Origin of the sequence: Nannocystis bainbridge (assembly GCF_028368995.1) — a bacterium.
GTDB lineage: Bacteria > Myxococcota_A > Polyangia > Nannocystales > Nannocystaceae > Nannocystis > Nannocystis bainbridge.
Genome location: NZ_JAQNDL010000003.1, coordinates 1,741,083 through 1,755,276 on the forward strand (window position 1 = coordinate 1,741,083; position 14,194 = coordinate 1,755,276).

7 protein-coding genes are annotated in these 14,194 nt (G+C 72.5%); 3 read left to right on the forward strand and 4 right to left on the reverse strand.

What is annotated here, in order from left to right:
• Nucleotides 1–429: 429 nt before the first annotated feature.
• The gene (locus POL25_RS32190; protein ID WP_272090114.1) at nt 430–1,338 is read left to right on the forward strand and encodes a hypothetical protein; all 909 of its coding nucleotides are present in this window, start codon (nt 430–432) and stop codon (nt 1,336–1,338) included.
• 35 nt (nt 1,339–1,373) lie between these two features.
• The gene (locus tag POL25_RS32195; protein WP_272090115.1) at nt 1,374–2,030 is read left to right on the forward strand and encodes a hypothetical protein; all 657 of its coding nucleotides are present in this window, start codon (nt 1,374–1,376) and stop codon (nt 2,028–2,030) included.
• Nucleotides 2,031–2,336: 306 nt separating this feature from the next.
• Here the strand turns inward: POL25_RS32195 and POL25_RS32200 are convergent, their stop codons facing one another.
• Together POL25_RS32200 and POL25_RS32205 are read right to left on the reverse strand one after the other, a co-directional pair.
• On the reverse strand, nt 2,337–6,170 hold the full coding sequence (locus POL25_RS32200) for a hypothetical protein (RefSeq protein WP_272090116.1): 3,834 nt from the start codon (nt 6,168–6,170) through the stop codon (nt 2,337–2,339).
• Between the two features lie 269 nt (nt 6,171–6,439).
• Nucleotides 6,440–7,405 carry a HEAT repeat domain-containing protein gene (locus tag POL25_RS32205; RefSeq protein WP_272090117.1) on the reverse strand — a complete coding sequence of 322 codons (966 nt, stop codon included), beginning with the start codon at nt 7,403–7,405 and terminating at the stop codon, nt 6,440–6,442.
• A 400-nt stretch (nt 7,406–7,805) separates the two neighbouring features.
• Between POL25_RS32205 and POL25_RS32210 the strand changes: the two genes are divergently transcribed.
• Nucleotides 7,806–8,555, forward strand: coding sequence for a glutathione S-transferase family protein (locus tag POL25_RS32210; RefSeq protein WP_272090118.1), 750 nt, complete (start codon nt 7,806–7,808; stop codon nt 8,553–8,555).
• A 302-nt stretch (nt 8,556–8,857) separates the two neighbouring features.
• On the opposite strand, the gene POL25_RS32215 is transcribed toward POL25_RS32210, so the two are convergent.
• Together POL25_RS32215 and POL25_RS32220 are read right to left on the reverse strand one after the other, a co-directional pair.
• Nucleotides 8,858–10,096 carry a hypothetical protein gene (locus POL25_RS32215; RefSeq protein WP_272090119.1) on the reverse strand — a complete coding sequence of 413 codons (1,239 nt, stop codon included), beginning with the start codon at nt 10,094–10,096 and terminating at the stop codon, nt 8,858–8,860.
• Nucleotides 10,097–10,460: 364 nt separating this feature from the next.
• Entirely contained in the window at nt 10,461–14,177 is a 3,717-nt protein-coding gene (locus POL25_RS32220) for a PAS domain S-box protein (RefSeq protein ID WP_272090120.1), read from the reverse strand.
• Nucleotides 14,178–14,194 lie beyond the last annotated feature (17 nt).

The window sequence follows — 14,194 nt, forward strand, 5'->3', positions numbered from 1 at the left end:
AAACCACTGCGAGATTGCGCCGCATGTTTTCGAGCCGGGTCCGCAGCACCCATGCGCATCGCTCCATCACCGCGCCGCGCATGGAGCCGGACCCAATGCCGGCACCTTCTCCCGCGACGCGCCAGGCCCCACGGCCTGCGTCCCCGCGACCTCGAGTCGACGGCGAACCTGGGGCCCAACGGTCGCTCGAGCGCCGGTCCCTCGTCACTCCACAGGCCGCCGCGCGTCGCGTCTGCGCGAGGTGTGAGCCCGCCGAATCGTGACCGTTCGCCGACGCGCCGTGGTACCCGGAGGTGTCGTGCCTCGCCGCCGCACGGGCGCGCGGGTTCGCCCGAACCCGCGCGACCCCCCCGTCCGCGGCCCTACCCTTGATTTTTCGCCGCCCGCAATTTTTCCGGCGGGTCCGGCGACTCCACCGACGGACCGATCATGCTCAGCTCAGTCTTTGACTCTTCGACGACGCGCGCGCGCCTCGTGGCCGCGATGGCCGGCGCGGCGCTGTTCGTCCTGCCCGAGCGGCCCGCCGCGGCGCTCTCGTGCGACTCCCCGCCGTGGGAAGAAGGAGGGGCCACCAACCTCCTCGACGCCGCCAGGCAGTTCCCGATCGACGCCCAGTTCTGGGAGCTGCGGAGCTGCACGTACGAGCTCGACATGCCCTCGAACTGTCGACTCGAGCGCGGCGACGACGTGATCCCGGTCGACATCGATCTCGACGGCGCCGACCACTGCGAAGTCGATCCAACCTACGTCGGCGACGGCAACAACCCCGACGTGATCGTCCGCTACGTGCCGACGCGGTCGATGATCCCGAACCGGGCCTACGTGCTGGCGTGCGACACCAACGGCCCGCCTGCCAACAACGACTCCTTCCAGCACACGGTGGTGCGCTCGCGCCTCGACCCCGAGCCGGCCGCCGCGCCGGGCTCGCTCGACGATCTCGTGCTCGAGTACAAGCGCGGCGACGACGGCTGCTGCTCGACCGGCGACTGGATGGAGCTGCAGCTCGATCACGAGCAGACGTGGCTGCGCGAGGGCGGCTACGTCGAGGCGATGTACGACGACGGCCAGGTGTTCGTGGTCAACGGGCCCGACCCATGGTCCGAGCGGATCGAGATGCCACCGACGAACAAGGGCCTCGCGCTCACCCCGGTCGCCGCGAACGGCGTCCGCGGCGAGACGCTCCGCCTGGAGCGCGGCGACTACGACCGTGAGCTGGTCTATGTCGCCTGTGCCTTCACCCGCAACCCGTCGCCGCTGGCGCTGTGGCTGATCGCGCCGCTGCTCTGGATCGGCACCCTCGGTCGCCGCCGTCGCCGCGCCGTCGGAGGTGCGTCATGATGTTCTCCGCGATCGCTGCCTCTGTTCTTTTGCACATGTCTCTCGCAGCAGGTCTGTTCGGACAGGTGCAAGCACCGACCGACGGGAGCGTCGCCGTGCCTCCGGCTCCCGCCGCCCCTGCCGATCCCGCAGCGGCCCCGGCCCCGGCCGAGGCCCCCGCCCCGGAAGCGCCGCCCGAAGCTCCCGCGCCGGCCGTCGAGGCCGCCCCCACGCCGGCGCCGGTCTATGTCCAGCAGGACACGTCCTATCCGCCACCCCCGCCGACGCCCAAGAAGCCGCGGTTCGTGTTCGCCTTCCTGCCGGGGCCGACCTTCGGCCTCAGCCACCTCCCGTCGGTCAACCTGCCGTTCTTCTTCGGCGGCCGGCTCAAGCACAGCAACTGGGCGCTGGGCTTTCAGTTCACGCTCTCGGCCGGCCTCGCCGAGCGCTACTTCTCGGGGCTGCTCACCCACCGCTATCACCTCATGGGCCTGACCCAATTCGGCGCGCGCGGCCGCGGCTTCGCCAGCGTCGGCGGCGGCTTCGCCGTCCGCATGTTCTCGCCGATGGTCGAGGTCGAGGGCCGGGTCGGCTTCCGCTTCGGCAGGCGCGGCGTCGTCGGCGGCATGGTCCGCCTCGGCTACGACTTCGCCCACCGCGAGGGTGCCCCGGTCCCGCAGGTCGGCGCCTTCATCGGCGTCTGCAACTTCTGAGAGCGACCGCCCGGGCATGGCCGCCGCGCGCGCCATGCCCCAAATCATCTTATTTGGCTTGGCTTGCTGGACAGGCACCGGTCCGTCGTGGGGCGCCGGCCGGTGCCTGTCCTTTCGAACACTTTATGATTGGGAGTTCGTGAACGCTCGCGGGGAATCGCCGACCCGGCGGTTTATGTCCTTTCGGACATCTCGCCACCCGCGGACACGGACGTGACGGCGCGCCGCTGCATGTCCTTTCGGACATGCGAAAGCGCCGGTACGGCGTGGCCGTCCGGCGCCTGACCCTCGGGACATGTCAACCGATCAGGTCGAGAGGAACCAGCTGCTGCCGACGACCGTGCGGACCAGCGCCGCGATCGTCGCCTTCGGGTCCGGGTCGGTCGCCAGGCGGTAGCCGGGCTCGCGCATGGCAGCGGGCAGCAGCGGGCGGGCCAGGCTGTCGAGCTGCTTCTCGACCTCGCTGGCGATCTTGCCGCGGAGCAGCCCCGCGAGCACCCCGTCCTTCTCGAGGTCGATGTGGAAGTGGGCGTCGTCGAAGCTGTAGGACACCCCGGCGAACTTGTAGTCGAGCACCGTCGCCCCGTCGATCTCGATCGGCGGGTCGGCCGTCACCAGCAGGCCGTGCTCGCTGATCCGGACCACCAGCATCGTGTCCGCCGGCAGCAGCACGCGGGCCAGCTTCGAGTCATAAAGCACGCGGCGGCCCTCGTCGTCGACCGGGAAGCGGTCGAGCACCGCCGCCACCGCCGAATAATCGGACTGCGTCGCGTTCGGCTCGATCCCCGCCAGCGACTTGCGCACCACCGCTTCGACCAGGGCATTCTCGAGCTGACCGAACTCGCCGAACTGGATCTCGCCCGACTCGAGGTGGTAGCGCGCCCCGTGGAAATCGACGCGCAGGCGCGGGCCGGGCATGTCGAGCTGCAGCCCGCGCTCGCTCGAGATCGCGGCCTCGCGGCGGTTGGCGCTGACCGTCAGCACGTCGCCCGGCGCCACGTGGACCCGCACCTGGGCGAACCCGCCGGGCAGCTGCGCCTGCAGCACCGTGATCCGCCCCGGATCCGGCTCGGGCGCCGGCGGCTGCGGCAAGATCCGCAGGCCTAGCCGCTGCGTCCACGCCGGCATCCGCGGGATCACCAGCATGCGCAGCAGATCGGCCAGCACCTGCTCCGTGCGCGGGCTGACCGGCGACGGCTCGCGGTAGTACTTCTCCTCGATCCCCGCCACGCCGACGTGCACCGAGCCGTCGGCGAACCGGTAGGCCGTCTCGTGCAGCGTGAACGACGGCATGTCGGCGAACGCCGCCCCGGCCAGGCGGATGCCCTCGGTCGAGCGCAGGGCCACGCCCTCGGCGTCGACGCTCAGCTCGAGCGCGCCGCCCGGGGCCGTCGTCAGCTCGATCGGACCCCACGAGCTGCTGGCGCCGAAGGCCACCAGCACGTCGTCACCGGCCTCGGTGGTGTGGCGCGCCGGCCAGAACCAGGGCAGCACGCGGGCCAGCATGCCGCGCACGACGTGGCCGAGCAGCCAGCTGTCGAGCTCGCCCGCCGCCGGCCGCGAGGTCAGCTCGAGCGTGAACGGCATCAGCGAGATCTTGGCCGCGAGGGCGTCGACGTGGATCCCCAGGTCCGGCATGCGGACCACGCAGCCCTCGCCGAAATCGAGGTGGGCCCCGTCGCGGCGCAGCTGGACCGCGAACGGGCGCTGGCGGTCGACGTGGATCGTCAGCGGACCGACGACCGGCAGCCCCAGCTCGCCGAGCGGCATCGAGGTCGGCGTCGGCGGCAGCGGCGGCGGCGGCCAGGCCTGCGGCAGGCCCAGGCGCTCGGCCAGCGCGTGCATGACGATCTTGGGCGTGAAGTGGGCGTGCAGGCGACGGACCAGCGCGTGCAGCAGCGGACCCGCCGGCGGCTGCGTCACCAGCTCGATCTGCTCGCCGTCGGGGCGCCAGCGGACCGCCTCGACCGCGAACTCGCCGATCAGCGACTCGCCGACCGGGCGCACCTGCAGCGGCGCGGTCGCGCCGAGCACCAGCGCGCCGCTGACCCGGGCCACCGTCACCGATGCGCCCGGCGGCAGCGTCAGATCGAAGGCGAGGCCGAGCTTCTCGCCGAGGAAGCCGGCGAGGACCTGCCGCAGCACCCAGGTCTTGCTCGGGTCGGCGTCGGGCCACAGCGGCACGACCTTGCGCAGCAGCGGCAGCGCGAACGCTTCGAGCGCGGCCACCCCGAACGCCTGCAGATAATCACCGGCCGGCGGCGTCGAGTCGATCACCAGCTCGTGCTTCGGCAGGTCGTAGCGGGCGCTGCGGAGCTCGAGCATCAGCCCGAGGTCGCGCAGGACCAGGAACAAGCCGCGCTCGCTGCGGATCGTCAGCTCGGTCGGCCCGAGCGAGCCGCCCGCGGTGTCCTGCGGGTCCATGCGCAGCTCGACGCGCCCGAGCACCGGCACCGACAGCCCGAACACCTCGACCGAGAACCGCGCCAGGCGCTCCTCGTCGAGCTTCGGCCCGCCCTCGCCGCGCATGCCGATCCACTTCGGCGCGCGCGGGGCCCCTTCCTTGCGGGCCAGGCCGGACAGCAAGGCCTGACCGAACTCGCCGAAGTTCGGGTCGCCGTCGATCTCGAGGGCGCCGTCCTCCCAGCGATAGGCGATCCGCCGCAGCTGCGTCGGCGGCACGTGCCAGGACCCCGGGAACCCTAGCGACAGCCCGCCCGGGGCGCTCAGCACCAGCGCCTCTTCGGTGTGCCGCAGCTCGACGTACTGGCCGGTCCCGGTGTGCGCGACGATCGGCTCGCCGGCGGTCGGCTGACGCCACAGCACGTGCTGCTCGCTGCCGTGGGGCGACGGCAACACGCCGTGGTCGCGCAGCCACGCGGCCGGCACGATCGGCGCGAGGTATTGATCGGACACGCGCTGGACCACCGCGTCGAGCAGGGGCCCGAGCGCCGGCTCGGCGCGGAACTCGACGACCGGTTTGTCGTCGCGGCCCCAGCGGAGCTGCGAGCCCACCAGCCGCAGCTCGGCGAGCTCGGGGAATTGATCGGAGTAGAGGTAGATGCCGCGCGGCGCGTCGATCCGCAGGCCCTGCTCGTCCTTGATGAAGGCGACGTCGCCGCCGCGATCGGTGGCGACCGCCAGCGAGCTGAACGGCCCCAGCGGGATCGTGAACAGCTTGCGCGTGGCCTCCGGCGGGTTGTCGGCCGAGATCCGCATGGTCGTCAGCGCGGTCGCCAGCGCCGCCTTGGTGCCCGAGAACAGGCTGGCCGCGCCGCCCTCGCCCTCGCGCGCGTTCGGGTGGCCGGGCGTGCCCTCGGCGCCCGCGAGCGGCTCGCCTTGCGGCAGCGCCTTGTCGTCGGCGCGCAGGTTGTGGACCAGCTCGAGCAGGTGCTCGCGGCGATCGGGATCGGCGAACAGGTCGTAACCGGGCTCGGCCATGGCCGCGGGCAGGCGCTTGCGCAGCCACTTGGTGGCCTGCCGGCCGGCGACGCGGACCAGCGCCCGCCGCACCGGACCGATCGGGGCGCTGACGACCTCGACCGTGGCGGTGGCAAAATCATAGCGGACGCGCAGCACCGAGAGGCTGAGCCCGACGGCGCGGATCAGCAGCGGCCGCGACACCGCGACCTCGATCGCGTCGCCGCGCACCTCGACGGAGAGGATCGCCAGTGGGTCCAGGCTGGCCGATACGCCGGGGAAGCGGCGGCGGAACTTCAGGTTGCTCGCGTCGGGCTGGTCGGGGAACAGCCGCTTCGCCGCCGCGTGCAGCATGCTGCCGCCGGGGGTCCAGCCGAGCGTGTGCCGCAGGACGCTACACAGCGCGACCGCGACCGCGCGCGGCACGAAGCCGCCGAGGCCGTCGCTGTCGGTCTCGACCACGCCGTCCACCAGATCGATGTAAAGCCGGCGCAGCCGCGCCGAGGGTAGCTCGACCGGACGCACCTCGAGGCCGCTCCCGAACTGCAGTTCGATGGCGTCGGCGTCGATCTCGAGCTTGAGCGGCTGGCCGAGCCCGAGCGCGACATCGACTTCGCCGACGACGGGTACGGTCAATCGCTCGGACTCCTCGTGCGACAATACGGCGGTCACGAACTCCCTGCTCGGCTCGACCTCGTGGGTGGGCTGCGGTTGCGGCATGGCCACGATGTAGTCGGCAATGTCGACCGCGCTCGTGTCAAAGGCCACGTCGCGCCACGAGCGACGCCAGACCGCTTTCACCGCGTCCGGCCGGCCGGCGCCGCCAGGGTGTCGCAAGCTGCGCAGCGCCTCGCCTGCGGAGGTCCGATCGCCCTGGCGGCGGCTCGCTTGCGAAGCCGCAAGGATCGGCAATGCTTGCCCGGCGGACCCTCCGCCGGACCGCCCCGCAGACGATCGGCCGCCGCCACGGCGACCTGGGCAGCACGCGCCTACGACTCGCTCGCGAGCGCTTCCAGGAGCTGCCTCGCTTCCTCGCGCACGTCGGGATCCGGGTCCGCGAGGAATGCCCGCATCCGCTCGCCGCCATCGGCCGGGTGCCGCCGGGACAGGCCCTGAAGCACGGCGAGGCGGATGTTGGCCGCTTCATCGCCGCGCAACGACCACAGCAGCTCCAGCGCCCGTGGATGCCGGTTTTCGCCGAGCCCGCGCACGAGCTCGTAGGTGCGGTACATCGGTTCGGCGAGCGCCTGGCCGAGAGCCTCCACCGCCTCGTCCGTCGCGTGGGGACAGAGCCGCTTCAGCGCCACGAACGACCGCTCCCCGCGGCCCTGCAGCAGCCGCACATAATAAGCGACCACGCGATCGTCTTCGATCGTGGCGAGCGCCTGGTCGGCCTCTCGCCACGCGGTGTCGTCGGCGGCCAGCATTCGCCCGCCCCATTCGTCGATGATCGCACCCCGCTCGGCCGGCGAGGAGGGACGGACCTCGAGTTTCGTCGCGACCTGCACGCGCACCTCCGCCGCGGACTCGCGCATACTCGCCGCGGACCACGGCTCCTCGGCGCATCGCAGCTGCTTGTCGACCGCGATCCGATAGGCGCCGGCGGCGTCGAAGCGGACCCAATGGGCGAGCAACAAACGCCTCCGGAACGGCCTGTCGGCTGAAATACGCCGGCCGCCGACGACACCTCCCAGTTGCGGGCCGGCGTCGCGAATCGGAAGACTGCGCCCTCGCTCCACGTCGGTCGCAGTCAGCGCGTAGCTCTCGGGCCGTCCCAGGTGGTTGCGGTAGTCGCCGCCCTCGATGAGGATGAGTGATTCACCGCGGACGAGCCGCACCTGCAACGAGAGATAGACGGGCTCGTCTTGCAAGATCTGCCGCCGGTCGGGTTCGAGCGAAACGGCGAGCTCGCGCCCGAGAGCCTCCACGCGCGTCACCGATTCGCCGGGCGTCATGCGCCCCGAGGATGGCAGACTCGCGAGGCAGCGTCGACCTTCGGACGGCCCGTCGCCGGCCAGGGGCAACAAACCACCGCCTGGCGTCCGCTCGTCGCTCTCGGAGAATCGGGCCGTTAGGGTCCATCGGCGAGTCGTCGCTCCCGGATCGAGGCCCGTCACCCGCCAGGGGGCAACGAACCATCGCCCGGCGTCGACGCGTCGATCGCGGAGAACTCGATCAGGTCGGTAGGGCCGATCGGCGAGTCGTCGCTCCCGGCTCGAAAACGAAGATCCCAAAAAACATAAATGTCTCTTGGGACAGGTCGAACATGCGCCGCGCCCCCGGTCACGACCGAACCTGCGTCGTCTGGACGCACCCGCGGTGGGAAGCCGGCCGCGAGGGTGATACATCCTGCACGTGGTCGCCACCCTCCTGCACCTCCCCATCTCGCCGTGGTCCGAGCGGGCCCGGTGGGTCCTCGACCATCACGGCTTCGCGCATACCCGGGTCGAGCATGTCCCGGTGATCGGCGAGCGCAAGCTCCGGCGGCTGGTCGGGCGCCGCGACGGGCCGGCGACCGTGCCGGTGCTTATCGACGGCGACCTGGTGATCGCGGACTCGTGGGAGATCGCGCGTCACGTCGAGCGGCTCGGTTCGGGGGCGCCGCTGCTGCCCGAGGGCCGGCTCGACGAGGTCCGCCGCTGGACCGCCGTCGCCGACGCGGCCATGCAGAGCGGGCGAGCGATGGCCATCGCGGCCATGCTGCGCGACCCCGCGGCGCTCGACGCCTCGATGCCGCCGCCGATGCCCGGCTGGGTCCGGCGCCTGCTCCGGCCGGTCAATCGTCAGGCCATGCAATGGTTCGCGCGCAAGTACGGCCTCTCGCTCGCGGACCTGGCCCCCCACGCGGCCCAGCAGCGCGAGGGCCTCGAAGCCGTGCGGGCCGGGCTCGCCGCCAGCTCGCCCTACTTGCTCGGCAGCTTCAGCTACGCCGACATCGCCGCTGCGACCCTGCTGCAGGGCGTGCAGCCGGTCGCCGACGACCTCGTCCCCTTCGACCCTGCGACCCGCGCCGCGTGGACGCAGCCCGCGCTGGTCCGCGAATACGCCGACCTGCTGAGCTGGCGCGACGAGCTCTATAAAAAGCATCGCCGGCGCTCGACCTGAGCCGGCCGAGAAAATCCCAACACTCGAGCGAGCCCCTCGAATCACCGCCGCCGCCGATCATCGCCCCTCGGCCACGCTTCGGCTGCGAATCTACCAATTCTCGCTAGCCCGCCCCGCTCAGCGAATCGCCTCACTTCCGCGAGCCCTGAGTTCGCCCGGCGCAGCAATCATCACACCTCGGTGCGCGCCGAACCACTCCACGAAGCCGCATACGCGCCAATCACAAGACACCCGCGAGCCTGCCGGACGCGCCGATCGCTCCACTTCCGCGGACCCGCCCAGCCCGACGAATCATCCCACTCTCAGCGAGCCCGCCGAGACTTCCCGCGCTTGCTTTTGGGCGCTGCCGCCTCGAGCTCGCTCGCCGCGGCCGTCCGCGCCTCCTCGGCCTCCTCGGCCTGCGAGCGCGCCGCCTCGGCTACGCGCTCCGCCTTGTCCGCGCGTTGCCTCGCCGCCTCGGCCGCGCGTTCGGCCGTTCGCGCCGCGCGTTCGGCCGCTCGCGCCGCCGTCTCGGCGCGCTTCGCCTGCTGCGCCTGACGCTTCGCCTCTCGCGTCGCCTTCTCGAGCGCGCTGCGCAGGGTCTCCAGCGCCTTGCGCTCGGCTTGCTCACTGCGCCGGCGCTCCGCCTGCTCGGCCTTCTCGCGCCGGCGCTGTTCGGCGCTCTCGGCCGCGCGCCCCGCCTTCTCCGCCGCCCGTGCCGCCTTCTCCGCTGACCGGTCGACGCGACGGGCCGGCGGCTTCGCCCGCCCGCGCTTCGTCCCGGCCTTCGCCCCGCGCTTCCCTCGCGCCGGCTTCGCGACCTCCTCGTCCTCTTCCTCCGCGCGCTCCGCCTTCGCCCCACGCTTCCCTCGCGCCGGCTTCGCTTCCTCCTCGTCCTCCTCTTCCTCCGCTCGCTCCGCCTCCGCCCCACGCTTCCCTCGCGCCGGCTTCGCTACCTCCTCGTCCTCCTCTTCCTCCGCTCGCTCCGCCTTCGCCCCACGCTTCCCTCGCGCCGGCTCCGCTTCCTCCTCGCGCACCGCCCCGCCGGCGCGCGCCTCCAGCATCTGCATCACGTCCGCGACATCGGCCGGCTCGAGCTCGGTCGCCAGCGTCCCGCGGCGCAGCAGCTCGCGTTCGTGCTCGCTGGCCGTCGGCGCCGATTGCAGGGTGATGCGAATGCTGTCGAGGTGGTCGCCGGGCGTGCGCACGCCCGCCTCTGCCAGCACGTTGATCGCCCGCTGCAGCAGCTCCCACACCACGTCGTGGTGCGCCTGCATCGCCGCGCGCAGCCCCGCGGCCCCGTGGGCCTCGCGCAGGCGTTCGCCGGCGCGCAGCAGCGCCTCCATGCGCGCCGGTTCGCGGCGGGCCAGTTGATTGACCGTCCACACCGCCGTGCTCGGCTTGCGCAGCGCCTTGACCCGCGTCGCCCCGGCGCTGTCACCCGCCGCACGCAGTTGTTTGGCCAGCGCGTCGCGTTCGGCGGTGAACTCGTCCAGCGGCGCGGCGTACAGCGCCTCGAGCCCGGCCGTCGCCTCGTCGTCGCTGTTCGCCCGCCGCGCCATGGCCCCGTTCTCGTGACAAACACAGGGCCCCCGCGCCAGCCCCCGGGCGCTCGCTACGCCGCAGCGCCGGCCTCCACGCGCGCACGAGCGAGCGGCGGAGCCCGCGCAGCCCCCTCTCGAAAATCCACGGCTTCGATCCCTCTACCGCGGCCCGCGAGCTCCGAGATCCGCCAGTTCACTGTCGCTATCCCGCGGCCATCACCGTCAAGCTCGCCCGGAGTGGTGGACACACCGCTTCGGGCGCGCACTCGGAGCCCCCGACTCCGCCGACCCACTGCCACCATTCCGGCGACTCACCCGGGCCCCTCTCGCATGATTCGCCCACCGAGCTGCCCCGCGCAGCTCCCCCCATTCAAAACTGTCGCTATTTCCCGGGCGACGACTCTGCCAGCAGCTTCTTCAGCTCGGCCATCGGCACCGGCTTGACCAGGTGCAGGTCGCAGCCGGCGGCCTTGGAGCGCGCGCGGTCGCTGTCCTGGCCCCAGCCGGTCAGGGCGATGATGCGAATCGCCTCGCCGCCCGGTTGCTGGCGGATCTGCCGGGTCGCGTCGTAGCCGTTCAGGCGCGGCATCCCCATGTCCATCAGGATCACCTCGGGCTGGAACGTCTGCGCCGCCGCCACCGCTACCAGCCCGTCGTGCGCCGTCTCGACCTGGTGACCGAGCAGCCGCAGCATCATCGCCATCGTCAGCGCCGAGTCCTCGTTGTCGTCGACCACCAGCACCCGTCGGCCGCCGCCTGCGCGCTCGCTGCCGGCTTGCCGCGGGCTCGCCGGCTGCGGCTGCGGCTCGGACACCGGCAACTTCACCGTGAACGTGCTGCCTCGCCCTGGCCCCGGGCTGTCGGCCGTCACCGCCCCGCCGTGCATCTCGACCAGCCCCTTCACCAGCGCCAGCCCGATCCCCAGGCCCCCGTTCGAGCGCTCGATCGAGCGATCGATCTGCGAGAACATGTCGAAGATGCTCGTCAGCGCCGCCTGAGGGATCCCGATCCCGTCGTCGCGGACCGCCACCCGCACCTCGCCCTCGCCGCGCTCGGCCGTCAGGCTGATCTTTCCGCCCGGCGGCGTGTACTTGGCGCTGTTCGTCAGCAGGTTGCTGAACACCTGCGCCAGCCGGGTCAGGTCGGCGTCGAGCGCCACCGGTCGCGGCGGCAGCGAGACCTCGAGCGTGTGGCGGGCCGCGTCGATGAACGGCCGCGCCGTCTCGATCGCCGCGTTGACCACGTCGGCCAGCATCACCCGGCCGCGCCGCAGCTCCATCTTGTTGCGGCTGATCCGCGACACGTCGAGCAGGTCGTCGATGAGCCGGACCATGTGCCCCAGCTGGCGGTCCATCACCGCCTGCGAGTGCTCCTGGACCGCCGGGTCGTCGGTCAGGCGCAGCGCCTCGAGGCCGTTGCGGATCGGCGCCAGCGGGTTGCGCAGCTCGTGGGCCAGCAGCGCCAGGAACTCGTCCTTGCGCCGGTCCTGCTCGCGCAGCGCCGCGTTGAGGCGGGCGTTCTCGATCGCCACCGAGGTGATGTGCGCCAGCTGGACCAGCATCACCTCGTCGCTGTCGCCGAACCCGCCGTCGCGGTCGTCCCACAGCTGGACCAGCCCGAGGTTGTCGCCCTGGCGGTCGACGAACGGGGCCGCCAGCCAGCGCCGCGGCCCCCCGCTGCCGCTCGCCGGGCCCTCGGCGGCCAGCCGCAGCGGCCGCTGGCTGCGGCTCACCAGGTCGACCAGCACCCCGACGCCCGCGGGCGCCCCGTACTCGCGCCGCACGCCCTCGCCGGTGCTCGTCACCGCCAGCGGGCCGGCCGACTCGTCGCCGCCGCCGTGCAGGCTCGAGCAGGCGTGACTGGCCCCGATGATCCGCCGCGCCTCCGCGGCCACGGTCTCGAGCACGCTCTCGAGCGACTGCACCGAGTGGATCGCCAGCGACGCGTCGGCGACCTGGCGCAGCATGTGGCCTTGCTCGCGCTCGCGCTCGAACGCGAGGGCCAGCCGCTGCTCGTCGTGCTTGCGCTCGGTGATGTCGACGGTCACCCCGTCGAAGCGGATCGGCGTGCCGTCGCTGCCGCAAACCGTGCCGCCGAGCGCGCGGATCCACTTGATCGCGCCCGAGGCGGGGTCGACCGTGCGGTAGTCGATGTCGTAGGGCCCGAGGTCGCCGATCGACGCCTCGATCGACGCGCGCGTGCGCTCGCGGTCCTCGGGGTGGATCTTCTCGTAGAACATGCCGATCGTGACGCGGGCCGTCGGCGGCAACCAGAAGTGCTCCTTGACCCGCGCGTCCCACTGCAGCTCGTCGAACGGCAGGTCGCAGTACCAGAAGCCGACGCCCGACAGGCGCACCGCGAAATCGAGGCGCGCGCGGCTGTCGGCCAGGGCCCGCTCGGCGACCGCCCGCTGGGTCACGTCGCGGCTGACCGCCAGGTGGTGCCAGCCGCCGTCGGGCGCCGGCAGCGGCACCGCCGTGCTCTCCATGTGCCGCCGCGTGCCGGCGAGGCCGACGATGTCGAACGAGAGGTGACCCGGTTCGCCGCGGCACACCCGGTCGTTGAAGGCGCGGAAGGCCTCGCGGTCCTCGGGCGCGATCACGTCGTAGATGGAGCGGCCATGCACCACCGCCTCGTCGGCCTCGACCATGCGCATGCCCGACGGGTTCATCTGCAGCAGCGTGCCGTCGGGCCCGAGCAGCTTGACGCACTCCGGCGTGGCCTCGACGATCGCCCGGTAGCGGGCCTCGCTGTCACGCAGCCGCCGGGCCGCGCGAGTCCGCTCGAGCGCCTCCCAGCAGCGGTCGGCGACCGTGCGCAGCAGCGTGATCTCGTCCTCCTGCCAGCGCCGCGGGTCCCGGGCGTGCAGCGCCATCGTGGCGATGAACTGGCCTTGCTTGTGCAACGGCACGCACACCCCGGCGCCGATGCGCGCGGCGCGGTAGGCCGTGAGGTCGGTGCCGACGCGCGGGTCGTGCTCGACGTCGTCGATCACGAACGGCTCGTGGGCCTGCATCACCGCCTGCAACTTCGGCCCGAACCCGGCCGCCGGCCAGCGCCCGACCATGCTCGGCACGCCGCGCGTGTAATCGCCGAGGATCACGAACGCCGGCTCCTCGCCCTCGGCGTCGAACTCGGCGTAGGCGCAGCGGTCGACGCCGACGTACTCGCCCAGCAGGCGGGCCGTGACCGTCAGGACCTCGTCGGGCTCGGTCAGCGGCTGGGTCGCGGCCGCGAGCTCGGCGAGGAACCGGTGGCGGCCCTCGCTGGCCCGCAGCGCCGCCTCGGCCCGCTTCTGCGCCGTGATGTCGCGGGCGATCTTCGACGCGCCGATGATCCGGCCCTCGGGGTCGAAGATCGGCGAGACGGTCAGCGAGATGTCGAGCAGCGTCCCGTCCTTGGCCACGCGCACGGTCTCGAACGACTGGATGCGCTCGCCGCGGACCAGTCGGGCCAGGATCTGCCGCTCCTCGTCGAGCCGCTCGATCGGGATGAGCATGGTGATCGGGTGGCCCTCGGCCTCGGCGGCGGTCCAGCCGAACAGCCGCTCGGCCCCGGCGTTCCAGGTGCGGATGACGCCGTCGAGCGTCTTGCTGACGATCGCGTCCTGCGACGAGGCGACGATCGCCGCCAGGCGCGAGCTGGCCTCGTCGGACCGCCGGCGCTCGCTGACATCGCGGAACACGAGGACGGCGCCGACGGGCTTGCCGGCGGCGTCGCGGATCGGCGCCGCGCTGTCGTCGATCGGGCGCTCGACGCCGTCGCGAGCGATGAGACAGGTGTGATTCGCCAGCCCGACCACGATCCCCTCGCGCAGGGCCCTCAGCGCCGGGTTCTCGGCCGGCTGGCGCGTGTACTCGTGGACGATGTGGAACACCTCGGTGAGCGGGCGCCCCGCGGCCGCGGCCCCGCTCCAGCCGGTCAGCGCCTCGGCGACCGGATTGAGGTACGTGACCCGACCGTCGACGTCGGTGCTGATGACGGCGTCGCCGATGCTGGCGAGGGTGATCTGCAGCCGCTCGCGCTCTCTGGCGAGCTCGTCGTCGTCCTGGCGCATCATCGATTCGCGCGCACCGCTGGCGAGCAGGTCCGGCCGCACGCGCGGCGGTTGGAGTC